Origin of the sequence: Streptomyces sp. NPDC026092 (genome assembly GCF_040638605.1) — a bacterium.
Lineage (GTDB): Bacteria > Actinomycetota > Actinomycetes > Streptomycetales > Streptomycetaceae > Streptomyces.
Genome location: NZ_JBEZYN010000009.1, coordinates 43789 through 67917 on the forward strand (window position 1 = coordinate 43789; position 24129 = coordinate 67917).

The following is a 24129-nucleotide window of genomic DNA, read 5'->3' on the forward strand; positions in this document are numbered from 1 at the left end:
GCTTGCTGCCGAAGCCGGAGGCGATCAGTTCGTCCATCGAGGCGAACGGTACCTTCGCCCCGCCGATGATCCCGGCCTGCGAGGGGGTACTGGCCTGCTTCAGCCTCGTACCGTCCGCGATCTGGTTCGGGAGGCCGTCCCAGACCCGGTCCGGAATGGTCCACATCGGCTTGCTGCCGAAGCCGGAGGCGATCAGTTCGTCCATCGAGGCGAACGGTACCTTCGCCCCGCCGATGATCCCGGCCTGCGAGGGGGTACTGGCCTTCTTCACCCGCGTGCCGTCCGCGATCCGCTGCGGGAGCGCGTCCCAGACCCGGATCGGGACGACCTGGCGAGGCTTGCCGCCGTAGCCGGCGTCGTTGCGTTCGGCTTCCGTCCAGAAGTCGACCCTCGCCCCGCCGACGACCGCGGCCTCCGACGACCACCCGCTCTTCGCGATGCGCGTGCCGTCCGCGATCCTGGTCGTCATCGCGTCCCACACCCGGGCCGGGATGTACTGGAGCATGACGCCGCCGTAGCCGGCGTCGTTGCGTTCGGCTTCCGTCCAGAAGTCCACCCTCGCACCGCCGACGACCGCGGCCTCCGACGACCACCCCGCCTTCTTCAGCCGGGTGCCGTCCGCGATCTCGGTCGTGAGCGCGTCCCACACGCGGTCGGGGATGGTCCACATCCGCTTGTCCCCGAACCCGCAGGCGATCAGTTCGTCCATCGACGCGAACGGCACCTTCGCGCCCCCGACGATGCCGGCCTGCGACGTGGCACCGGCCTTCTTCACCCGCGTGCCGTCCCCGATCCGGTCGGGGATCAGGCTGAACGCCCGGGCGGGCAGCGCACGGACCTTCGACGCCCAGTCGGTGCCGAAGCCGGAGTCGATGACCTCCTGCGGCGAGGCGAAGTTGACCCGCGCGCCGCCGATGATCGCGGCGACGGGCGAATTCCCACCCGTTCCCTGGACCAGCGTGCCGTCGTCGGGTACGTCGGCGCGGATCATGTTGAACGCGCGCGTCGGCACCGTCCGGACCTTCGACGCCCAGTCCGTACCGAAGCCGGAGTCGATGACCTCCTGCGGCGAGCCGAAATTGATCCGCGCACCGCCGAGCATCATGGCCACAGGCGTCGGGACGCCGTTCGCGATGCCCTGGACGAGCGAGCCGTCCGGCGGGATGTCGGCGTGGAACTCGTTGAAGGCACGGCTCGGGATCGCGCGTACCTTCTGGCGCCAGTTCGTCCCGTACCCCGTCTCGACCACTTCCTCGGGCGAGGCGAAATTGATGCGCGAGCCGGCCACGAACATGGCCACCGGCGTCGAGGCACCGCCGCCCGTGCCCTGGACGAGCGTGCCGTCCGCCGGGATCGTGCCGAGGTTGTTGAACGAGTAGTCCGACACGATGACGACCTTGGAGGCCCAGTCCGTGCCGAAGCCGGTGTCGATGACCTCCTGCGGGCTGCCGAAGTTGAGCCGCGCCCCGCCGACGGTCTGCGCGACGGGTGTCCCGTTGCCGCCGTTCCAGCCCTGGAGCAGATTGCCGTCGGCCGGGACCTGGTTCATGTGGTCACGGGCGTCGATCGACCAGTCCGAGATCTTCGGCGGCCTGCCGCAGTTGACCGGGGAGTTGCAGTGCGACTGGTGCAGCGGCGCACCGCCGACGTAGATATAGATCCGGCCGCGCTGGTCGATGGCCGACGAGCCGTTGCGCGGGGTCTTCGGCCCCGCGTCGATGACCGACTGGGTCGTCGGTCGTGGCGGGGAGTCGCAGATGCCGCTGTCACACGTGGCCTGCCAGACCGGTGCGCCACCGACCATCTTGTAGATGCGCCGGGTGTCCGTGGTGTGCAGGAGCGTGCCGTCGGCCAGGCCGTGGACCGACGTCACCGGCTGCGGCTGCGGCGGAGCGGGCGGGTTGGTCGTACCGGGTGTCCCCACCCCGCCCCGCCCCAGGGGCATCGAGACCTTCTTGAATCCTTCGCTCTTCGGGAGCTGCAGCCACATGGCGCTCTGGAAGTTCTGAAGCGTGTACGGCCACCCCTTGTTGCACCCTGCCGGGGACCAGGTCCGCTCCATGAGGACGCGTTCGGTGAAGACGCCGTAGTAGACGTGGGTCAGCTCGTGGGCCGGGGAGTTGGTGTTGGTCTTCAGGCCCACCGAACTCGTCCATGAGACCTTCGTGCTGATCCCGAGCTCGGCGTTGACCTTGGCCACGGCCCACTCGGCCGATACGCCGACGGTGAGCTGGGCGCCGACCTCGATGGTGCGGGACTTGGTGACGGTCACCTCGAGGTTGTCTCCGGGCGCCACCCGCCAGGGCCCGTCGGCCGGCGCGAACTCCTCGTAGTGCTGGGTCAGATTCCAAGGACCCGGGTTGCAGGAGGAGGGAGAGGGCAGGGGCAAGGGCGGTTCGTCGGCCTGCGCGACGTGTGGCGTCATGGCGACTAACGCGCCGGCCACCAGGGTGCCGGTCAGTGCGGAGAGCGCCGACCGCAGCCTCTGTCTGAGCATCGTGTCTTCTTTCTCGAGCGAGATCTGACACATGCATGACGCGATTCAGGCCGACTTGGCTCCCGTGTCCGCCGCGGACCAGAAGCGCAGGCACAGATCGACCCGTCATCGTTCTGGGCCGCCGCGACGTCCTGCGCCCTGCCGGCCGCCCTGGACGCCCGCGTCCCGCTGTAGCCCGCGCCGACTGCGTGAGGCCGGTCGTCTCGGCGCCGCGGCCGCTTCAGACACGCAGTTTCAAGAGGTACAGCCCCCGTGCGCCCCCTACCGCGAGTTCGTTGGCGGGGCCCCACGTGCATGCGTACAGTTCCCCCTCGGCTCGCATGATGACCGCAACGTCCCCATCCACTGCCCTCCAGATCCGCACGGTCGCATCGAGACCGGTGGTGGCGATCCAGGCCCCGTCCGGCGAGATCGCCAAGGCATTCAGTTCGCTGGAGTGTCCGGTGAAGGTCCGCTGGAGCGCCGGCGTGGGGGCGTCGGGCAGCGGCCACAGGGCTTCGAGACAGGGGCGTTGGGCGAGGTCGTTGTGGCGGCTGGTGATCTGTGGCTGCCAGTGCGGGTGGGTACCGAGGCGCGTGTGCAGGACGTTGTTGAGTGCCTGGGGCGGTTCGGTGGGAGACAGCAGGTGGTTGATTTGCGCGAGGCTGTGTGCGAGAGGACGCGTGTGAGGGGTGTCGATGCGGGTGAGGTCGGTCCACGGAGCGGTGGGGCCGCGCTCGGCGAGGCGTGACTCCACCCAGCGCAGGTCGCCGGCGACCGCCTCGGCCAGGGGGACGCGTCCGGCCGCCACGAGATGGTCGATGAGGTGGCCCTGCGCGACCTCAGCGGGATCACCTCACCGCTCCAATCGGAAGGCCCCTTCGCCCGGCCGAAGGGGCGGTCAACTGCCCCCGAGGTGTGTGGTGATCAGCGTCCAGAGTCGCTCGGAGTCCTGCGCCGAATCCAGACCGCTCTTGGGGAGGACCATCACTCCCGTTCCCCACACATCGGGGGTGAGCAGCACGAACACGCGCCGACCCTCAACGGCGCGCCCGTAGAACCCCCAACCGGTGTGCAGCGTGTGCCGCGCGGAAACGGTCTCGATCCCTGACTCGTCGACCGTCACGCGGTGTTCGCCCAGATGCCGGGCGTAGGCGAGCAGGGCCAGAGCCATCAACCAGCGGAAGGCGACCAAGGAGAGATAGGCGAGGGCCACGAACTTCCACAAGCCCACACCCGGGGCGTCAGTGCCCCTGGTCAACACGTTCGCGATGATCACCAGGCCGAGCAGGCCCGCCGCTGCCCACAGGACGCGATACATCCATCGGCCGGCCGGGCTGTGCCGCAGCTGAATTTTCAACCCGTCAGATATCTCCCGCCAAGTCACCACGTACGTCAGCTGCACCGGCACGTCAACGGCCATGTGTCCTCCCTGGATTCTCTCCGTCGGGACTGTACCGCTTGGATCTACGGTGTCGGACACCCGCTGGACCGAGTGCTTCAGCAAGCGGATTTATCCAACAACGGACCTCGATCGCGGATCTCAAAGGCCGTTTCGTACCCCTTGTGAACGGGGTCTTGCAAGCAGCATTGCCGTCGATTGTCCGCATTGTCCGTCGCCTCGTGTTGGTTTCTAGAAAACCTGTATAACCGGGCCACCTTGAATGCGTGGCGATGAGCGCCGCGCCCTTTCGACGAACCGAGGCCCTACACCAAGGTCGGGCGGCCGGGGCCCTGTCCAAAAGGTCCCGGCCGCCTCGTTCGCGGGTCGTGATCGTCAGTTTCCGGTGGCGTAGGGGGAACTGCCCGCGGCCGTACGGATACCCGGGAGCGCGGAGTACAGGCTCGCGCCCGGGCAGAGTGTGGCGTAGCCGTCGCGGTGGCCGGAGACGGTGTGCAGAGTCGCTGCCTGGCCCTTGGTCCACACGCCGGTGTCGGCGGCGGCCGTGAGCGTCACCTTCGCCTGCGGGTCGACGCCGTGCAGACCGAGCTTCCAGGCGGTGAGGTCGGCGATGGCCTGCGTGGCCGCGGCGGTCGGCGTCCCGCCGTTCTCGTAGTTGCCGAGCAGGGAGATGCCCGAGGAGTAGCTGTTGAACCCGTAGGTGTGCGCACCGAGCACGGGTCGGTCCACACCGCCCGCACGGCCCTCGAAGACCGTGCCGCACTTGTCGACGAAGAAGTTGTAGCCGATGTCGTTCCACCCGTTCGTCCGCACGTGGTACGTGAGGATCGCGCGGATGATGGCCGGAGAGTCGGCACAGGTGTAGTCGTTCGTCCCGGCGGTGTGGTGGACGAAGACGGCGTCGACCTTGTTGAGGTACGAGGGCGCGTCCTCGACGAGCGACTCGTCGGCGCCCCAGTCGGCACGGCTGACGATGGCGGGAGCGGTCGGAGCCGTCGGAGCGGTGGTGCTGGGCTCGGCGGTGCGGCTGGGCTCGGTGGTGGGTTCCGGTCCGGTGGGGTCCTCCGTGGGTGTCGTGCCAGGAGTCGGGGCTGTCGGGGGCTCACTGGTTGAGGGCTCGGCCGAGGGCTCGTCGGTGGGCGCCTGGGTCGGAGCCCCGGTGGGTTCCTCCGTCGGTGCTTCCGTCGGGTCCGGGACGGTGGTGGGAGCCGGGTCCTCGGACGCGCCGGCCGATTCCGTCGGTTCCCCTGTCGGAGGCTGCGATGCCTCGCCGCTGCCTGAGCCTCCCGTCGTGTCGCCCGGTTCGGCGCCGGGCGCGGCCGTCGTCGGCGCGTCGGTCGGCGCGGGGGCGACGGGGGTGGTGCGCGTGGCGTCGGGGGAGGCGGTGGGCCTGCCCTTCTCCTTCCCGCTCCCCTTGCCGTCGCCTTTGCCTCTGACGGCCTGTCCGGGGTCGATCATGTCGAGCCGGAGTGCGTCGGGCACCGCGGTCTCCTCGCCGTCCGCGACGACTCGCGCCTCGACGCCGTCCGACGGGCCGACCCACAACGGCTCCGAGGCGCCGCGCACGTCCGTCGCGCGGCCCTCGGCGGACTCCGGCGCCCGGATGTCGAAGTCGAGGTCGCGCCATTCGCTCCACTCGCCGGTGGCCGCCTTGCGGGTGCGAATCTGAGCGGTGCCCTCGAATGTGTCGCCGCTGTCCTCCCACGAGGCGCCGATGAGCGAGAACGTCTGCGTCCCGGTGCGCGGGAGCGAGCGCCTCTTCGGGTCCTTGCCGTCCAGGGCCAGTACATGCGCCTTGGCCGGTCGCGACCCGTCACCGGGCCCGGCATCCTCGCTGCCTCCGGAGGCGCCGACGGCCGTCACGCCCGTGCCTGCCAGGACGACGACTCCCGCCGCCAGCCAGACCGCGCGCTTCTTTCCGTTCGCCCGCCTGGCGCGGGCTCCTCTTGGACTCATGTCCCATCCCTCGTACGTATGTGGTTGGGCGGTATCTTCGGCCGGCCGTGGGGTGCTGCCTCACTCCTGGCCGTCGCCGGGCGGCAGGTCGCCGGTGCACGTGGCGCGCCCGAACTCGCCCATGGCGGTGGCGCGCTGGACGTGTTTGCCGCGGATCGCCAGTGCGCAGGACGCCTGCCCGCCCTTTCCGTCGAGGACAATGGCGACGGTCGGGGCCTGGCCGAGAGGCACCTGGACCGACTTCCTCCAGGGCAGCGTGACGGCCTTCTCGACCGTGGCCGTGCCGGCCTCGCTGCGGGCGAGGTAGGAGATCTCGGCGACCCCCGTCCCCGAGACCTCGTACGTCACCTCGGCCGTCGGCGCCGCGCTCGGCTTCGGCTGTTCGTCGGTGTCGAGGACGCCGTAGCCGACGAGCCCGAAGCAGGCGAGCAGGGCGATGCCGGCGATCAGCAAGCCCCGCCGGTCCGGGGAGGCCCCCGTGCTCTCGTGCTCGTTCTCCTCCCGCACCGCGTTTTCCGCGAGTTCATTGGACGACATGAAAGAGCCCGGCTTTCGTGAGCTGACAGATGAACCGGGCGGTTATACACCACGCCGTCACTCCTTCGCGAGCGAGCGGAAGAATCGGGCGAACGACACCTCTCTCCGTCACACGATTGTCCGCTATGCCCTCAGGGTTGACCGGGCGTCAGAAGACTGATTAGAAAGCCCCCTGCAACACCCGCATTCTTCAAGCCGGGCGAAAATCCGCCGCGGCTCGTTCGGCGTGCCCATTTCGCGTGCAGTGAATCGGGTGCGCCGATACCGAAAGGTACAGAGGTGAAAGTTCCGTTCAGGAGATATCTCTCCTGTCTTGTCGTGTCGGCGGTGGCGGGCACGCTATTGCCACAGATCGCCCATGCGGCTCCGCAATCACCGTCGACCGACGACGACAAGGGCGTTGTCGACACCATCGCGGGCTGGTTCTCGGACGAGGACGACGACCAGGGCGAGGCGAAGCCCCCGGTCGGCGGGAACCTGGAGATACCCAGCCGGGAGAAGTCGCCGAAGGGGGAGAAGCTCCCGAAGGCGAAGCGGGTCAAGGAACTCACGGGCAAGCGGACGTCACAGGCACGCTTCTGGCAACTGTCGGACGGCCGGATCGAAGCGGAACTGACGGCCGTGCCGACCTCGTACAGGTCGGGAAGTTCCTGGAAGCCGATCACGACCGAGGTGGGTGCCACCCAGGACAAGGGCTTCGACTTCGCCAACACCGCGAACGCCGGCAGGAGCTGGTTCGGTTCCGACGCCGACAGGTTCATGCGGTTCGAGGCGGAGGGCGGTGGGGCGGTCACGTTCGGCCTGGCCGGCGCGGGTGCGCTGAAGCCCGAGGCGAAGGGTGACCGGGTCCTCTACAAGGACGCCGTCGCCGGCGCGGACCTGTCGTACCGGGTCGGCAACGGTCAGGTGAAGGAGGACATCGTCCTCGCCGAGCGCCCGGCCGGTCCGGTGTCGTTCACCTTCACTCTGGAGACCGAGGGCGGCCTGACGCCGAAGACGCGCAAGGACGGCTCGATCGCCTTCTTCGGCGAGGCTCCGGGCACTCCGGTGATGGTGATCCCGGCTCCGTACATGACGGACGCCACGAAGGATCCGCAGTCGGTCACCGGTGGTACGTACAGCACCAGGGTCACCCAGAAGCTGGTCCGGGACGCCGACGGCAAGGGCTGGAAGCTGACGATCACGCCGGATGCCAAGTGGCTCGCGGCGAAGGAGCGTCAGTACCCGGTCGTCATCGATCCGACGATCACGATCACGCCGATCGCCTCGGTCTCCGAGGACACGATGGTCCTGTCGGACCAGCCGGCGGTGAACTTCAACAACACCTGGAAGCTGTCGGTCGGCAAGACGGACACCGGGATCGCCCGTTCACTGATCAAGTTCCCGCTGACCGAGATCCCGGCGGGGGTGAAGGTCGACGCGGCACGGCTGAGTCTGTACTACGACCAGTCGCACACGACCAACGGCAACGTTGTCGCCCTCGAGGCGCACCGGGCCACCGGGGCGTGGAGCGAGGCCGGCGCGTCGCCCGCGACTTGGTCCAACACCAGCGCTCTGGTGGGCGAGCTGTCCGGTACCACGGTGCAGTTGGACGACGGTGACGCCGGTACGGCGGCGGTCGGAGAGTGGCCGCGGTCCACCACGACCGGTGGCGCGGCGACCAACGACGACTACGCCTCCAACAAGAACGCGCTCACGGGCGAGACGTACACCTGGCAGCCCAGGGTCCCGGAGACCGACACGTACCGGGTGGACGTGCACTACCCGGCCGCGGCGGACGCCGCCACGGCCGCTCCGTACACGGTCACCCACAACGGCGGCACCAAGAACTACACGGTCAACCAGACCGGCACCGGCGGCGTCTGGAAGACCCTGGACGCCGCGGAGCTGAGCTTCGCCAAGGGGAACGCAGGCAAGGTCGTCCTGGGCGACACGGGCTCGGCGACGACCCGTACGCTGGCCGACTCGGTACGCCTCGTGAACCCCGCCGAGATCACCAAGGCGGCCTGGGACTACAACAAGTGGCACGACTTCCCCGTCGCCGACACGGTCCAGCAGTGGGTCTCCGGCGCGGCGACCAACCACGGCTTCGTGCTGAAGGCGAAGGACGAGTCGGGCACCGCGCCGACCGGCGGCCCGCGCTACGGGGCGGCCGACGGCAACGCCTACGGCGGTGAGACCTCCACCTATCCGCGTCTGACGGTGACCTACGGGGCCGTCGGTACGTCGCTGAACTCGCCGACCGTGGTCCACTCCACCGGCCCGGAGCTCTCCTGGCCGGCGTACGCCAACACCAGTGGTGACACCGGTCTGGACATGGTCGAGTACCAGCTGCACCGCTCCACGCAGCAGGCCTTCACCCCGTCCGCCGCGACGCTGATCGCGCCGATCGGCTCGACCGCGACGACGTACACCGACACCACGGCGGTGCCGACCCCGGACTCCAGCTCCAGCGAGATCGGGAAGTCGTACTACTACCAGCTCGCGGTCAAGACCAAGAACGGCCAGCTCCTCGGGTCCCCGACCCGCATCGTGGGCATCCCCAAGGCCGGCCGGACGATGAAGATCATCCAGGCGGGCCAGACCGACACCACGCTCTCCTCGCAGCAGCCGACCGTCAACCATGACGGCCTGGTCTCCGGCAAGGCGCAGACCTGGCTGAGCGTGGGCAACAACTCCGGTACGTACGGCAAGACCCGCGCCGCCATCAAGTTCCCCACCACGGACATCCCCACCACCGCCACGGTGCTCGAGAACAAGATGTACCTGTGGGGCGCCGAGACCACCAGCACCACCAACGGCGCGATCTACGAACTCCACTCCCTGACCCGGGACTTCACCGAGACCCAGGCCACCTGGAACAACGCCAACTCCACGACCCCGTGGACGACCGCGGGCGGTGACTTCTCGGCCGCCGTCGCCGACACGGTCCCGCAGATCACCGACGAGGTCGGCCGCCACTGGTGGGACGCCACCGGACTCATGCAGTCCTGGGTACGCACCCCCGCCAACAACAAGGGCGTCCTGGTCAAGCTGAAGGACGAGACCACCACCGGCCCGCAGGAGCGCACGCTGTTCCTGTCGTCCGAGGCGTCCGACCCGCAGCTGCGTCCGTACATGCAGGTCATCTACGTCGACGCGACGACCGAGGACACGTACTACGCGCCGCAGACGCCGGCACGGATGACCCCGAACTCCACGTACTCGGTGGAGTTCACGGTCACCAATACGACCTCGACGGCCTGGGCCGCGGGCGAGCGCGAGCTGTCCTACACCTGGAAGCTCCCGGACGGCACGGACGTGACGACCGGCGGCAACCAGCTCAAGACGGCGGTCCCGGCCCTGCTGCCGGGCAAGTCCGCCACCCTCCAGGCGCAGGTCAAGACCCCGAACAACTCCGACTCCGGCAACAAGCGCAACGAGTACGTGCTGGGCTGGGACATCCGGAAGATCTCCGACGGCACCTGGCTGTCCGCCGGCACGGGCGGCATTCCGGCACTGAAGCAGAACGTCGCGGTCGAGGACCCCACCTCGAACAGCCTCGGCCTGGAGAAGTTCTACAGCTACACCGGCAAGAACACCGGCGCCGGCTCCACGCTGATGAACAACCTGTCCTCCGGCAACGGCGTCTGGCAGTACAACGCCTTCAGCAATCCGGGCCGGGGTCTGAGCACCTTCGTCCGGTTCGCCTACAACTCGCAGGACACCTCCGACACCGTCGCGGGGCATGGCTGGTCGATGCAGGCCGCGGGGCCGATCCGGCTCGGTGCGCCGCTGGACTTCCACCCGAACCCGAACCCGACGGAGATCCGCCTCCCGGACGGTGACGGCACCACGCACGTCTTCCGCTGGGACGCCGCCAACAGCGTGTGGAAGGCGCCGGCCGGTGTCCACTACAAGCTGACGATGAAGGCGGGCCTGGACTGCAAGCCCACCAAGGACCCGGTACCCGATGCCTGGACCATGACCAGGCCCGATGGCACGCGGTTCCTGTTCGGCTGCGATGGCTACCTGACCTCGACGGTGGACAAGAACGGCAACACACAGTCGTTCACCTACGAGGAGCGCAAGTCCAACAACAAGCCGACCAAGTTCCTGACCTATGTCACGGACCCGGCCGGCCGCCAGTCGCTCACCGTCGACCACTACAAGAAGGGAGACGCGTCCTACGAGTACATCAACGACTCGGGCGCGAAGGTCACGGGCTCGAACCTGACCAACTCCAAGATCTACGACCACGTGAAGTCCATGACGGACATCTCCGGGCGCAAGATCTCCTTCTACTACACCGACAAGGGCCTGCTCGGCCAGATCACCGACGGCGTGGGGTCCGGACAGCCCAAGGACTTCAAGTTCACCTACGACGCCACGCAGGGGAACAAGAACGTCAAGCTGGTCAAGGCCACCGACCCGCGCGGCAACGCGACGAACCTGTCCTACTACGCGCCGCAGACCGGTGGCGACCCGAAGTACCACTGGTGGACGCAGCGGATCACGGACCGTCTGGGCGGTCCGACGGACTTCGCCTACGCGGTGAACGCCGGGAACACGAAGTTCACGGACACGAAGGTCACCGACGCCGAGTCCCGTGCCACCGACTACGTGACGGACGACTTCGGCCGCCCGGTCCAGACGACCAACGCCAAGTCACAGACCACGAAGATGTCGTGGGACGCCGACAACAACGTCACGTACATGGAGGAGGCCAACGGGGCGAAGACCGCGTACTGCTACGACCAGAAGACCGGCTACCCGCTCTGGTCGCGTGACGCCGAGAACAACAAGGGCGGTGTGCCCACGGCGGGGGAGTGCGCACCGGGCACGTACCCGGCGAACTCCTCCCGCTACAGCTACCAGACACGCCTCGACGGCTTCTCGGCCGACCTCTTCACCAAGACGTCTCCCGAGGGCCGCAAGTGGCAGTTCGGCTACGACACGTACGGGAACCTGAAGACCGTCACCGACCCGAAGGGCGTCGCCACCCCGACGGCGGGTGACTACACCACGTCGTACGACTACGACTCCTACGGCCAGTTGACCAGGGCGACCGACGCCAACGGCAACCCGACGGTCAACAGCGACTTCGTGGCGAGCGGTTACCCGGCCACCATCACGGACGCGCTGGGCGAGTCCACGTCGTACCTCTACGACGTGCGCGGCCAGGTCACCGAGGTCACCGACGCGCTGGGGAAGAGGACCACGCAGGCGTACGACACCTTCGGGCGCCCGCTGGCCTCCACCGCGCCCAAGGACCAGGCTGCCGGGGAGCTGATCACCACTCCGGCACCGGTCTTCGACGCCAACGACAACGTCACGAGCGTCACGGCGCCGCACGGCGCGGTGTCCACGGCCGTGTACGACGCCGCCGACCAGATCACCTCGGGCACGGCCCCGAAGGACTCGCCGACGGCACCGGTGCGGACGACGACCTACTCCTACGACAAGGCCGGCCATCTCCGGACGACGACCGAGCCGAAGGGCCTCCTCACCCCGGCGGACCCGTCCGACTTCGCGACCACCAACACCTACGACGAGATCTACCAGCTCGTCTCCGTGATCAACGGGGTGGGGGACACGATCTCCTACACCTACGACAACGTCGGCAACGTGGTCACGGTCGTCGATCCGAAGAAGAACGCCACCGCCGACACCACCGACTACACCACCAAAACGCTCTTCGACCTCAACCACCGCCCGGTCGAACTCACCGACGCTCTCGGCAAGTCCAGCAAGCGCACATACGACAAGGACTCGCTGCTGGTCTCCACGACGGACGCCGAGAACAACACGTCGACCATCACCTACGACGAGCGCGGCCGCCAGACCGAGGTCAAGGCGCCGCACTCCGGCACCGGCGCGGACATCGTCCACCGCACGACGCGGTACGAGTACGACCAGGTCGGCAACGCCACCAAGGCGATCTCGCCGCGGGGCTCCGCCACCACCACGGCCGACGACTTCACCGCCCGTACCGAGTACGACGCGCTGAACCGCCCGGTCAAGCAGTTCCAGCCGTACGACCCCGCCGACCCCCGCTACAACAAGCCGGACGTCTACACCCAGACCTCCTACGACGAGGTCGGGAGGGTCTCCAGGACCTCGATGCCCCCGTCGGAGGGCCAGACGGTCCGCAACGACACGGTCTTCGAGTACTTCGACAACGGCTGGTCGAAGGCGTCCACCGACCCGTGGTCCATCGTCACCTCCTACGACTACAACGCCATCGGCCAGCAGACCTCGCGGACGCTGACGTCGGCGGGCGGCTCCTCCAGCCGCACCATGGGCTGGTCGTACTACCCGAACGGCAGGCTGAAGTCCAAGACGGACGACGGCATCCCGGTGGGCAGTGCGGTCGTGCTCGTCGACAACTCCGACACCCAGCACACGTCCTCCACCGGCACCTGGACCGCCGGCAGCGCCACGGGCCAGACCGGGTACGACCACCGGACGCACGCCTCGGGCGCGGGCACCGACGCCTACACCTGGACGCTCAACGTCCCGAAGGACGGCACGTACACCGCGTACGTCAAGTACCCCAGGGTCACCGGCGCGACGGCGGCCGCGAAGTACACGGTCACCCACAGCGGCGGCACGACGGAGGTCACCAAGGACCAGAACGCGCAGACCGGTACCTGGGTCCCGATCGGCTCCTACGCCTTCACCCAGGGCAACACGGCGAAGCTCCAGCTCGCTCAGAGCAGCGGGGGCGTCGTCGTCGCCGACGGCGTCAAGCTCGTGCGCGACACGTCGTCCGAGTCCGACACCGAGAAGCACACCTTCGCCTACGCGTACGACCTCAACGGCAACCTGACGTCGATCGACGACACCTCGTCCGGGGCCAGGGTCGACGCCTACACGATCGCCTACACGGGTCTCAACCAGGTCCAGAAGGTGACCGAGGCGCTCGCCGGCCAGGAGAAGAAGTCCAGCACCTACACCTACGACGCCAACAGCCAGCCGGAGACGGTCACGCACGCCGACCAGTTCTCCCGCTACACCTACGACCCGCGTGAACTGGTCAAGACGGTGTCGGTCGGGACGAGCCCGACGGACCCCTCCCCGAAGGTGTCCTCGTACACCTACACCGACCGTGGTGCGGTCGCCCGGGAGACCAAGGCCAACGGCAACACCGTCGACAGGGCCTACTTCCTCGACGGCGCGGTCCGCACCACCACGGAGAAGAAGGGCAACGGCACCCTCGTCGCCTCGCACACCTACGCCTACGACGCCAACGGCAACAAGGCGCAGGACGTGGTCAGGAAGATGAACGCCGACAACCACGCGGCGTACCTCGACTCCACCACCGACTACGCGTACGACCCGGCCGACCGCCTCGCCAAGGCGGTCAAGACGGGCAACGGCGCGGGCACAGAGACGTACGTCCACGACGACAACGCCAACGTGGTCAGCCAGAACGTGAAGGGCACCTCCACCGCCTTCGCCTACGACCGCAACCGGCTGCAGACGTCGACCACCGGCGGCACCACGTCCACGTTCAACTACGACCCCTTCGGCCGGACCGAGTCCGTCACGCAGGGCGGGCAGGTGGTCTCCCGGAACGTCTACGACGGTTTCGACCATGTCGTCGAGTCCCAGCAGCGCGACGGCTCCGGCGCGATGAAGTCGACGACCTACGCCTTCGATCCGCTGGACCGCACCACGTCGAAGACCGCCGACGGGAAGACCACGCAGTACACGTACCTCGGTCTTTCGGGCGAGGTGCTGAACGAGGAGGTCGCCGGCAAGCTCACCAAGTCGTACCAGTACTCGCCGTGGGGCGAGCGGCTCTCCCAGGTCAAGCACAACACCGACGGGACCACCGAGGACGGCTTCTACGGCTACAACAGCCACACCGACGTCGACACGCTGACCGACAGGAACGGCGACACCAAGGCCACCTACGGCTACACCGCCTACGGCAGCAACGACACGACCGAGTTCACCGGCATCGACAAGCCCGATGCCGGCGATCCGACGAAGGAGGAGTACAACTCCTACCGCTACAACGCCAAGCGGTGGGACGCCCAGTCCGGCACCTACGACATGGGCTTCCGCAACTACGACCCGGGTCTCAACCGCTTCACCACCCGGGACATGTACAACGGCGCCCTCGCCGACATGGGGCTCGGCAGCGACCCCTTCACCGGCAACCGCTACGCTTTCACCGGCGGCAACCCGATCAGCAACGTCGAGGTCGACGGGCACTTCGCCATCGCGATCCCCATCGTCATCGCCCTCGTCGCGGTCGCGGTCGTCGCCACCGACGAGGTGGTCGCGGAGCAGCAGGGCCGTCCGAGTCTCGCGGACAGCCTCGGTGACGCGCTGGTGTCCACCGCGCGCGGCATCAACGACGCCATCGACCGGGCCAGGCAGCCCAAGCCCAAGCCCAAGCCGGCTCCCCGGCCCTCGCCGGACGAGGACGACGACAGCGGCAAGTGCGGGTCCGGCTGGGTTCAGCACGGTGACGTGGACAAGAGCAACGGCAGCCGGGCGACCGGCATGACCTCCTGCCTCACCAAGGAGTACGTGGCCTCACACTCGGGTTCGGAGACCGATACCCGCGTGTTCACGCCTCCGGGGTACCGGTGGGCGCAGCGCACCGCCGGCTTCCTCGGTGCGCGGCCGATCCGGGAGAACATCAACGCCTGCCACCTGCTGGCCAACCAGCTGACCGGGTCGGGTACGGACCCGCGGAACCTCGCCACGTGCGCCCGTGGAGCCAACGCCAAGCAGATCGGATCCCAGCAGGGCGACAACAACATGGCCAAGTACGAGGCGGACATCGCCGCGGCCGTGCAGGCAGGACAGGACGTCTACTACTCGGTGACCCCCCGATACAGTGGCCGCCGTACCGTACCCACCGGATTCGCCATCCATGCACAAGGGACGAATCCGGATGGAAGTGCCGGAATATCCATCGACACCTTCATCTCCAACACCCTGGCGGGCCGCAACCTCGGCATGTTCAACGATCAGAACACCGGCCGGCAGGTACCGACGGGATCGATGGAATGACGGCGACCGGAAGGAGCAGGAGGCACCGCGATGACTGATGTGGAGACACTGCGGCAGCTCATGCCGCCGAGGACGGCACCCGAGGCGCCCGTCGACTGGGCCGTCATGAACGCGTCGTGGGGCACGGAGTTCCCGCCCGACTACCGCGCGTTCATGGAGGTGTGGGGACCCGGGGCGATCGACAACTTCTTCCAGGTCCAGGTCCCCGAGCCGAAAGCGGATGAGCTGACGTCGCCCTACGGCGGCATGCTCGTGGAGACCCTCACCGCCGAGGACGCCTGGGCGAACTTCGGGAAGGAGCCCGAGCTCGAGGGGGCGCGGCCGCGGCTGATCGCCTGGGGTTCCGACGCGGCGGCGGACATCGTCTGCTGGGACGCCTCCGGTGACGACCCGTCCGCGTGGCCGGTGCTCGTCTACCACCGGGGCAAGGGCATCTGGCGTCGCCACGACTGCGGGATGGTCGAGTTCCTCGTCCGCGTCCTGCGGGCCGAGTTCCCGGCGAACCCCCTGAGCGACCTCTCGCTCTGGGGCAGGCATCCCGCGCTCCTGCTGAGCGAGAGCGAGGAGGAGCGCCTGCTGGAGCAGGGGCTCGACCCGTGGGCGGAGTGACCGCCCCCGCCGGACCGGTCGACTGATTACCCGTCCGCACCAGGCCGCCGGGCACCGACAGGTGCCCGGCGGTTCCTTTGCGGCGGGATGTGGCGGTGATCACAGCGTGAAGCCGTGATGGTCCGGCCTCTCGTTCCGCTGGATTCCGAGAGGGGCACGGCGCACCCGTGGCACCTCGGAGAACGACGGAGGACCGGGGTACCGCACCGGTTCGCGTACGAGGGGTGGGAACCATGGACCGCGTCAGCCGCACGCTGCGAGCCGCCGACATGAGCCGACACGCCGCCGCGTTCGTCTCCCGCGCGACCGCGAGGACGCGCTTGCCGCTGGACTACTCGGTGAAGAGCCTGCGGATCGTGGACCGCGTGGTGGACGGGCTGAGACGGAGCGGTGACGACCCCGCCGCCGTCGGACCGGCCCTCCAAGGGCTCGGCGCCTACGCCGGCGAGGTGTTCGTACGCCGCTCCGGCGCACGATGGGTCGACTTCGACGACGAGATGTACGGGCTCTTTCGGCAGCCCGTCGGCATCCGGAGCCCCGACGGACGGGCCTGGAACCCACTGGGCAAGGTCGTGAACCGCTTCGAGCTGGGAACCGGCGAGTCCGTGTACGAACTCTCCCTGCTCTTCCCGGGACGAGCCCGCACCGCCCCGCTCACGGGCTGCGCCGTGGGACACGTAAAGTAGCTGGCCGGGGCCGTCCGGCGGCGCGATCAGCCGCCGCGTCCCGCACAGTTCACGCAGGAAGACCGATAACACGCATGAGGGCTCACGATGTTGTGCTGGGGCACGCCGTCGAGCGGGCCCAGGGCGGGGACGAGGCGGCGTTCGCCGACGCGTACCGCCTCGTGCACCCGGGGCTGTTGGGTTACCTGCGGGGGATGGTCGGCGAGGACGCCGAGGACGTGGCCTCCGACGCCTGGCTGGAGATAGCACGGGACCTCGGGCGGTTCCGCGGTGACGGCGCGGGCTTTCGCGGCTGGACCGCGACCGTCGCCCGGCACCGCGCGCTCGATCACCTTCGGCGGTTGCGCTCCCGCCCGCGGCAGGACGTGCTGGACCAGGACGTGCTGGAGCTGCCCGCGCAGCGGGACACCGCCGGCGAGGCCCTGGAGGCGGTGTCGACCGCGGAGGCGTTAGAGATGGTCGCAGGCCTCCCCCGGGACCAGGCGGAGGCCGTACTGCTGCGGGTGGTCGTCGGACTCGACGGTCCGGCCGCGGCACGCGTGCTGGGCAAGCGGCCCGGTGCGGTACGGTCCGCTGCGCATCGCGGGCTGCGACGCCTGGCCAGACAGCTGCGGGGAGGTGAAGGATGAGTCAGGGCCGTGAGCGGGACGACGATCACGAAGACGACGCTGTGACGCGGGCGTTGAGAGCTGCGCTGCGTCCGGACCAGCCCATGGTCGAGGACGGAGACGAGGACGCGGTGCGGCAGGCGGTCACCGCGTTCCGCGCCGCGCGCGACGCGGGCATCCACTCCGATGCGGCCGCGCGGCGGACCCGGCGCCGCGACGACTGGCGGCCGGCGGCGGAGCGCCGCAGGGGGCGTTGGCCGAAGGCGGCGCTGGCCGCGCTGGTCACCAGCGTGACGCTGGGCGGTGTGGCGTTGGCCGCCGGAGGCCTGCCGAGCCCGTTCTCGGAGGCGCCGGAGCGCCGTCCCGAGCCGAGCCGCGGCGCACTCGTGCCTCCACCGCCCGAGAAGGGCGCCCCGCCTGGATCGCCTTCGGGGTCGGCCGCGTCGACGGCACCGGGACCGGAGACGGCCGGGCCGACGCCGCGACCATCGGAGCGCACTCCGCCGGGCGCCGCGCAGAGCCACGAAGCGCTGTGCCGGGCGTACGAGAAGAAGACCGAGCGCGGCGGCAAGGCGTTGGACTCGACCGCCTGGCGACGCCTGATCGCGGCGGCCGGCGGCGAAAACGCCGTGCCGTCCTATTGCGCGACGCTCACCGACGACTCCCCGGCCTCGGACAAGACCACCCCCGACGCGGTCGGCGACGCCCGAGACCAGCGCTCGCCGAACCCGAACGGCAAGGACGACCCTCCTCGGCCTTGAGGGGTGCCCGGACAGCCGCCGTCGGCGATCGTCAGGGTCGTGCCGTATAGCCTGGCGAAATGCTTACAGAAGTGACAGCGACTCGCTATGTCACGCCTTTGCGTGAGGGTGGATCGCTCCCGGGCATCGTCGAGGCCGACGACCTCGGTACGTACGTCATGAAGTTCACCGGCGCCGGGCAGGGGCGGAAGACGCTCGTCGCCGAGGTCGTGTGCGGGCAGCTCGCGCGGCGGCTCGGGCTGCGGGTGCCCGAGCTGGTCGGGATACAGCTCGATCCCGTCATCGGGCTCTCCGAGCCCGACCAGGAGGTGCAGGAGCTCCTGAAGGCCAGTGGAGGGCTCAACCTCGGGATGGACTATCTGCCCGGGTCCCTCGGGTTCGATCCGCTCGCCTATGAGGTGGACTCGAAGGAGGCGGGCAAGGTCGTCTGGTTCGACGCCGTCATCAACAACGTCGATCGGTCCTGGCGCAACCCCAACATGCTCGTCTGGCACGGCGACCTCTGGCTGATCGACCACGGCGCCACCATGATCTGGCACCACAACTGGCCCGGCGCCCAGGCGTCCGCCGCCAAGCCGTACGACGCCTCCGACCACGCCCTCGCGCCGTTCTCGCCGGACATCGCCGCCGCCGCTGCCGAGCTCGCGCCGCTCGTCACGCGGGAACTCCTGGAGGAGGTCGCCGCCGACGTGCCCGACGAGTGGCTCGTCGACGAGCCCGGCTTCGACAGCACCGACGCGCTGCGCCGGGCCTACGTGGAGGCCCTGCTGCCGCGCGCCGCGACCATCCACGAGCGCATCACCCTCGGCCCGCGCGTCGAGCGCCGGCCCGCGCAGCCGCCCGGCTGGCTCGCCGAGCGCCTCGCCCCCCGGCCGCACTCCACCGAGAAGGACCGCACCACGTGACCGACCGCGATGTCTTCGAGTACGCGCTGCTGCGCGTCGTGCCACGCGTCGAGCGCGGTGAGTGTTTCAACGCCGGTGTGGTGGTCTACTGCCGCGCCAAGTCCTTCGTCGCCGCCCGGACCCATCTCGACGAGGGCAAGCTCCGCGCGCTCGACCCCGGCGCGGACGTCGTCGGGGTACGGGCCGCTCTGCACGCGGTCGAGGGGATCTGCCTGGGGGGCGAAGACGCCGGACAGGCCTCCCGTGACGACGCGGGGCGGCGGTTCCGGTGGCTCATCGCGCCTCGCTCCACCGTCGTCCAGCCCGGGCCCGTGCACACCGGTCTGACCCTCGATCCCGAGGGCGAGGTCGACCGGCTGCTCGACCTCCTTGTGCGCTGAGTGGGCCGGTGCACCCGGTGTGCCGTTGACACCGGGTGCCAGGGCTTCTAGCGTCTCGTCTGCGAAGGTACTAAGCGGTCGCTCATGTACGTGGGGGACGCACGGAGCGGGCCGCAACCAGGGATGATCCAAGGGCGAGGAGAATCAGCATGTCGACCACCGAGCAGCGCGTAGCCGTCGTGACCGGCGCGGCGCGGGGCATTGGAGCGGCGACCGCCGTACGGCTGGCCGCCCAGGGCCGCGCCGTCGCCGTACTCGACCTCGACGAGGCGGCCTGCAAGGACACCGTCGAGAAGATCACCGCCGCCGGTGGCACCGCCATCGCCGTCGGCTGCGACGTCTCCGACAGCGCCCAGGTCGAGGCCGCCGTCGCCCGCGTGGCCACCGAGCTCGGCGCGCCGACGATCCTCGTCAACAACGCGGGCGTGCTCCGCGACAACCTGCTCTTCAAGATGTCCGAGTCCGACTGGGACCTGGTCGTGAACGTCCACCTCAAGGGTGCGTTCCTGATGGCCAAGGCCTGCCAGAAGCACATGGTGGACGCGGGCTTCGGCCGTATCGTCTCGCTCTCCTCGTCCTCTGCTCTCGGCAACCGGGGCCAGGCGAACTACGCGGCGGTCAAGGCCGGTCTGCAGGGCTTCACCAAGACCCTCGCCAAGGAGCTGGGCAAGTTCGGCATCACGGCCAACGCCGTCGCCCCGGGCTTCATCGTCACCGAGATGACCGCGCAGACCGCCGAGCGCGTCGGCATGGGCTTCGAGGACTTCCAGGCCGCGGCCGCCTCCATGATCCCGGTGCAGCGCGTCGGCAGGCCCGAGGACGTCTCCAACGCCATCGCCTTCTTCACCGGCGACGACGCCGGTTTCGTCTCCGGCCAGGTCCTGTACGTGGCCGGCGGCCCGCTCAACTGACGCCCGCGCGGGAAGAGGAGACGTACATGAGCACGAAGGAACTGCCCGAGCTGTCCGGCAAGGTCGCCCTCGTCACCGGCGCGAGCCGGGGCATCGGCTACGGCGTCGCCGAGGCCCTCGTCGCCCGGGGCGACCGGGTCTGCATCACGGGACGCGGCGAGGAGGCCCTCAAGGAGGCCGTCGAGCAGCTCGGCTCCGACCGGGTCATCGCCGTACCCGGAAAGGCCCACGACGAGGCCCACCAGGCCGCCGCGGTCGCGGCGACCATGGAAGCCTTCGGCCGGGTCGACTTCCTGGTGAACAATGCCGGGACGAACCCGGTGTTCGGACCGATGGCCGATCTCGACCTGAATGTCGCCCGCAAGGTCTACGAGACGAATGTGATCTCCGCGCTCGGATTCGCCCAGCAGACCTGGCACGCCTGGCAGAAGGACAACGGCGGCGCGATCGTGAACATCGCGTCGGTCGCCGGAATCTCCCCCTCGCCCTTCATCGGCGCGTACGGAATGAGCAAGGCGGCGATGGTCAATCTGACCCTCCAGCTCGCGCACGAGTTCGCGCCGGTCGTCCGGGTCAACGCGATCGCCCCGGCGGTGGTGAAGACCAAGTTCGCCCAGGCCCTCTACGAAGGGCGGGAGGCCGAGGCGGCCGCCGCCTACCCGCTCGGGCGGCTCGGCGTCCCGGAGGACATCGGGGGCGCCGCCGCGTTCCTCACGTCCGACCAGTCGGACTGGATCACGGGCCAGACTCTCGTGGTCGACGGGGGGATTTTCCTCAACGCCGGTGTCGGGTGACCGATATCCGGACACTCGCTTGAACTTCTGACCGGTTTGACCCCGGTTAATCGTCGAATGCCTCAAGTGCCCCGTCAGGGTCGAACATTGACCTGGCGGGGCGCTGCGGTATGGTCGGCCGACCCAAGGCTGAACGAGGAGCGTGCGCACGTGTTCAACCGGACCAGTCTGCAGGTCGCTGCAGCCCTTGCGTCCATATCCCTGGTGTCCGGATGCGGGCTGTTTTCGGACAATGAATCCGCGGCGGACCAGAGACTCGTGGTCGGCACGACGAGTTCTCCCACCACGCTCGATCCGGCAGCCGCTTGGGACAATTCCTGGGAGCTGTTCCGAAATGTCTTCCAGACGCTGGTGAGTTTCCCGACGGGCAGTACGTCCCCGCAGTCCGACGCGGCCGACTGCAAATTCACGGACACCGCCAGCCGGATCTTCGAGTGCACCCTCCTCGACGGGCTGAAGTTCTCCAACGGCAACACGCTGGACGCCAAGGCCGTGCAGTACTCGATCGAGCGCATCCGGAAGATCGACGCCGACGGCGGCCCGAACGGGATGCTCGGTTCGCTCGACAAGATCGAGACGGTCAACGACCGCACGGTCGTCTTCAAGCTGAACAAGCCGGACGCGACCTTCCCGTTCGTTCTCGCCACGCCCGCCATGTCGCTCGTGGACCCGGCCGAGTACCCGGCCGACGCACTCCGCGAGGACGGCGAGCTCACCGGCTCCGGTCCGTACGTCCTCGACGAGTACACCGAGGGCGAGAAGGCCGAGCTGACCAAGAACCCCACCTACAAGGGGTTCGCGGACCGCAAGAACGCCGGCGTGACCATCCGGTACTTCAAGGAGTCCGAGCCGATGGTCGCCGCGCTGAAGAAGAAGGAGATCGACGCCACCTACCGCGGTCTCACCGCCGAGGAGGTCGTCGACCTCCAGAGCGCCAGCGACGCCAACGAGCACCTCCAGCTGATCGAGTCGCCGGGCGCCGACATCCGCTACCTCGTCTTCAACGCCCAGGACCCCTCGGTCGCCAAGGAGCCCGTCCGCAAGGCGATCGCGCAGCTCGTCGACCGTGAGGAGCTCGTCGACAAGGCGTACAAGGGCACGGCCGAGCCGCTGTACTCCATGGTCCCGAAGGGCATCGTCGGCCACACCACCGAGTTCTTCGACCGCTTCGGCGAGCCGAGCGTCTCCAAGGCGCGGGACATCCTGCGGGACGCCGGGATCAAGAAGCCCGTCGACCTGACGTTCTGGTTCACCACCGACCGGTACGGCTCCGGCACCGCGCTGGAGTTCGCCGAGCTCAAGCGGCAGCTGGACGCCTCCGGGCTGTTCCGGGTGACCCTGCAGAGCAAGCCGTGGAAGGAGTTCGCCGCCGGCTACCAGAAGGGGCAGTACCCGGTCTTCGGCCGAGGCTGGTTCCCCGACTTCCCGGACGCGGACAACTTCATCTCCCCGTTCGTCGGCAAGCAGAACGCCCTGGGGACGCCGTACCTGAGCCCCGAGATCACCGACGAGATCCTGCCGAAGTCACGGCGCGAGTCCGACCGCGGGGCGGCCGTCTCCCAGTTCCGCAAGGCCCAGGAGATCATGGTCGAGGACGTCCGGCTGCTTCCGCTGTGGCAGGGCAAGCTCTACATCGCGGCCAGCGAGGACATCGGCGGTGCCGAGCGCGCGCTCGACCCGCAGACCGTCATGCAGATGTGGGAGCTCAGCCGCAGGGCGAGCTGGTAGACGGCCGCCGGCAGGCGGCCCGAGCGGCACCGTTGTCAGTGGCCCCCGGTAGGTTCTGAGGCGTAGAAGAGATCGCCTACCGGAGGTTGTTGACGTGACCGACACCGACATGCTGCCCGAGTCCTGGCGCGGCGTCCTCGGGGACGAGCTGCAGAAGCCGTACTTCAAGCAGCTGACCGAGTTCGTCGAGGAGGAGCGGGCCAAGGGGCCGGTCTACCCGCCGCGCGAGGAGGTCTTCGCCGCGCTCGCGGCGACGCCGTACGACAAGGTGAAGGTCCTGATCCTCGGACAGGACCCGTACCACGGGGAGGGGCAGGGGCACGGCCTCTGCTTCTCCGTCCGGCCGGGCGTCAAGACCCCGCCCTCCCTGCGGAACATCTACAAGGAGATGCAGGAGGAGCTGGGCCACCCCGTGCCCGACAACGGCTATCTGATGCCGTGGGCCGAGCAGGGCGTGCTGCTGCTCAACGCGGTCCTCACCGTCCGGGCCGGCGAGGCGAACTCGCACAAGGGCCAGGGCTGGGAGAAGTTCACGGACGCGGTGATCGGCGCGGTGGCCTCGCGCCCCGACCCGGCCGTCTTCGTGCTCTGGGGGAACTACGCCCAGAAGAAGCTCCCGCTGATCGACGAGGAGCGGCACGTCGTCGTGAAGGGCGCGCACCCCTCGCCGCTGTCGGCGAAGAAGTTCTTCGGCTCCCGCCCCTTCACCCAGATCGACGAGGCGATCGCCGCCCAGGGCCACGAGCCGATCGACTGGCGCGTCCCGAACCTCGGCTGAGCCGTCCGACGGGCCGCCACCCGAGCCTGTGCCGGATCGGGGGCCTCGGCGGTTAGCGTCGGAGCCCCCGGACGGTGAGCGCGTGGAGGCCGCAGTGACCGAGCAGCAGCAGGTGGCGGACGACGGCGTCCTGACCCGGATCGGGCAGGCGACGATGCTGCTCCACGGCGGAGACCGCGAGGAGGCGCGCAACCGGTTCGTCGAGCTGTGGGGGCAGCTCGGCCCGGAGGGCGACCCCCTGCACCGCTGCACGCTCGCGCACTACCTGGCCGACGCGCAGGACGACCCGGACGCCGAGCTGGCCTGGGACCTGCGGGCCCTGCTCGCGGCCGAGGAGCTGTACGGGGAGCGGTCGGCCGGCCACGACTCGGCCGTCGCGCTCCGGGCCCTGTACCCCTCGCTCCACCTCAACCTGGCCGCCGACTATCTCAAGCTCCAGCGACTCGACGCGGCCCGGGTCCATCTCGACCGGGCCCGCGTCGCCTCGGAAGCCCTGGATGACGACGGCTACGGCAACGGGGTCAGGGCCGCGATCGAGCGCCTGGAGGCACGGCTGCGGGGGCGGTAGGGGGCGGGTGGGGGC

17 protein-coding genes are annotated in these 24129 nt (G+C 69.1%); 12 read left to right on the top strand and 5 right to left on the bottom strand.

Features of this window, described 5'->3' with window-relative positions:
- The 5 genes from AB0F56_RS16760 to AB0F56_RS16780 form a co-directional block, all read right to left on the bottom strand.
- On the bottom strand, positions 1–2497 hold a 2497-nt coding region (locus AB0F56_RS16760; RefSeq protein ID WP_362009638.1), incomplete at its 3' end, for a hypothetical protein.
- A 220-nt stretch (positions 2498–2717) separates the two neighbouring features.
- Positions 2718–3287: a hypothetical protein gene (locus tag AB0F56_RS16765; protein WP_362009641.1), complete on the bottom strand. Its 570-nt coding sequence runs from the start codon at positions 3285–3287 to the stop codon at positions 2718–2720.
- 90 nt (positions 3288–3377) lie between these two features.
- Entirely contained in the window at positions 3378–3899 is a 522-nt protein-coding gene (locus AB0F56_RS16770; protein ID WP_362009644.1) for a hypothetical protein, read from the bottom strand.
- Positions 3900–4253: 354 nt separating this feature from the next.
- The gene (locus AB0F56_RS16775) at positions 4254–5834 is read right to left on the bottom strand and encodes an N-acetylmuramoyl-L-alanine amidase (protein WP_362009647.1); all 1581 of its coding nucleotides are present in this window, start codon (positions 5832–5834) and stop codon (positions 4254–4256) included.
- A 60-nt stretch (positions 5835–5894) separates the two neighbouring features.
- Positions 5895–6371 (bottom strand): MmpS family transport accessory protein, encoded by a 477-nt coding sequence (locus tag AB0F56_RS16780; protein WP_362009650.1) that lies wholly within the window; start codon positions 6369–6371, stop codon positions 5895–5897.
- A gap of 1284 nt (positions 6372–7655) precedes the next feature.
- On the opposite strand from AB0F56_RS16780, the gene AB0F56_RS16785 reads away from it, so the two are divergent.
- The 12 genes from AB0F56_RS16785 (at position 7656) to AB0F56_RS16840 (ending at position 24114) form a co-directional block, all read left to right on the top strand.
- Positions 7656–15386: a DNRLRE domain-containing protein gene (locus AB0F56_RS16785; protein WP_362010289.1), complete on the top strand. Its 7731-nt coding sequence runs from the start codon at positions 7656–7658 to the stop codon at positions 15384–15386.
- A gap of 30 nt (positions 15387–15416) precedes the next feature.
- Complete coding sequence (locus AB0F56_RS16790; RefSeq protein ID WP_362009653.1) at positions 15417–15995, top strand: hypothetical protein; 579 nt, start codon at positions 15417–15419, stop codon at positions 15993–15995.
- 233 nt (positions 15996–16228) lie between these two features.
- A complete protein-coding gene (locus AB0F56_RS16795) occupies positions 16229–16681 on the top strand; it encodes a hypothetical protein (RefSeq protein WP_362009655.1) in 453 nt (150 codons plus the stop codon).
- A 74-nt stretch (positions 16682–16755) separates the two neighbouring features.
- Positions 16756–17310, top strand: coding sequence for an RNA polymerase sigma factor (locus AB0F56_RS16800; RefSeq protein WP_362009658.1), 555 nt, complete (start codon positions 16756–16758; stop codon positions 17308–17310).
- Between the two features lie 83 nt (positions 17311–17393).
- Positions 17394–18050 carry a hypothetical protein gene (locus AB0F56_RS16805; protein ID WP_362009660.1) on the top strand — a complete coding sequence of 219 codons (657 nt, stop codon included), beginning with the start codon at positions 17394–17396 and terminating at the stop codon, positions 18048–18050.
- Between the two features lie 59 nt (positions 18051–18109).
- Positions 18110–18955, top strand: coding sequence for a HipA family kinase (locus AB0F56_RS16810; protein WP_362009662.1), 846 nt, complete (start codon positions 18110–18112; stop codon positions 18953–18955).
- Positions 18952–19335, top strand: coding sequence for a DUF3037 domain-containing protein (locus AB0F56_RS16815; RefSeq protein ID WP_362009665.1), 384 nt, complete (start codon positions 18952–18954; stop codon positions 19333–19335). Before AB0F56_RS16810 ends, AB0F56_RS16815 begins: the two co-directional genes overlap by 4 nt.
- Positions 19336–19484: 149 nt before the next feature.
- Positions 19485–20246, top strand: a complete 762-nt coding sequence (gene fabG / locus AB0F56_RS16820; protein WP_362009668.1) for a 3-oxoacyl-ACP reductase FabG — start codon at positions 19485–19487, stop codon at positions 20244–20246.
- A 26-nt stretch (positions 20247–20272) separates the two neighbouring features.
- Positions 20273–21040: an SDR family oxidoreductase gene (locus tag AB0F56_RS16825; protein ID WP_362009671.1), complete on the top strand. Its 768-nt coding sequence runs from the start codon at positions 20273–20275 to the stop codon at positions 21038–21040.
- A gap of 150 nt (positions 21041–21190) precedes the next feature.
- A complete protein-coding gene (locus AB0F56_RS16830; RefSeq protein ID WP_362009674.1) occupies positions 21191–22768 on the top strand; it encodes an ABC transporter substrate-binding protein in 1578 nt (525 codons plus the stop codon).
- A gap of 94 nt (positions 22769–22862) precedes the next feature.
- Positions 22863–23546 carry a uracil-DNA glycosylase gene (gene ung / locus AB0F56_RS16835; RefSeq protein ID WP_362009677.1) on the top strand — a complete coding sequence of 228 codons (684 nt, stop codon included), beginning with the start codon at positions 22863–22865 and terminating at the stop codon, positions 23544–23546.
- Positions 23547–23640: 94 nt separating this feature from the next.
- Positions 23641–24114, top strand: coding sequence for a hypothetical protein (locus AB0F56_RS16840; protein WP_362010292.1), 474 nt, complete (start codon positions 23641–23643; stop codon positions 24112–24114).
- Positions 24115–24129: the final 15 nt, after the last annotated feature.

Excerpts from the sequence above, each read along its gene's own strand:
- AB0F56_RS16795 (WP_362009655.1), top strand. The coding sequence starts at position 16,229 with ATGGACCGCGTCAGCCGCACGCTGCGAGCCGCCGACATGAGCCGACAC.
- AB0F56_RS16800 (WP_362009658.1), top strand. The coding sequence starts at position 16,756 with ATGAGGGCTCACGATGTTGTGCTGGGGCACGCCGTCGAGCGGGCCCAG.
- AB0F56_RS16780 (WP_362009650.1), bottom strand. The coding sequence starts at position 6,371 with ATGTCGTCCAATGAACTCGCGGAAAACGCGGTGCGGGAGGAGAACGAG.
- AB0F56_RS16790 (WP_362009653.1), top strand. The coding sequence starts at position 15,417 with ATGACTGATGTGGAGACACTGCGGCAGCTCATGCCGCCGAGGACGGCA.
- AB0F56_RS16810 (WP_362009662.1), top strand. The coding sequence starts at position 18,110 with ATGCTTACAGAAGTGACAGCGACTCGCTATGTCACGCCTTTGCGTGAG.
- AB0F56_RS16785 (WP_362010289.1), top strand. The coding sequence starts at position 7,656 with ATGGTCCTGTCGGACCAGCCGGCGGTGAACTTCAACAACACCTGGAAG.
- AB0F56_RS16805 (WP_362009660.1), top strand. The coding sequence starts at position 17,394 with ATGGTCGAGGACGGAGACGAGGACGCGGTGCGGCAGGCGGTCACCGCG.
- AB0F56_RS16775 (WP_362009647.1), bottom strand. The coding sequence starts at position 5,834 with ATGAGTCCAAGAGGAGCCCGCGCCAGGCGGGCGAACGGAAAGAAGCGC.
- AB0F56_RS16825 (WP_362009671.1), top strand. The coding sequence starts at position 20,273 with ATGAGCACGAAGGAACTGCCCGAGCTGTCCGGCAAGGTCGCCCTCGTC.
- AB0F56_RS16770 (WP_362009644.1), bottom strand. The coding sequence starts at position 3,899 with ATGGCCGTTGACGTGCCGGTGCAGCTGACGTACGTGGTGACTTGGCGG.
- fabG (WP_362009668.1), top strand. The coding sequence starts at position 19,485 with ATGTCGACCACCGAGCAGCGCGTAGCCGTCGTGACCGGCGCGGCGCGG.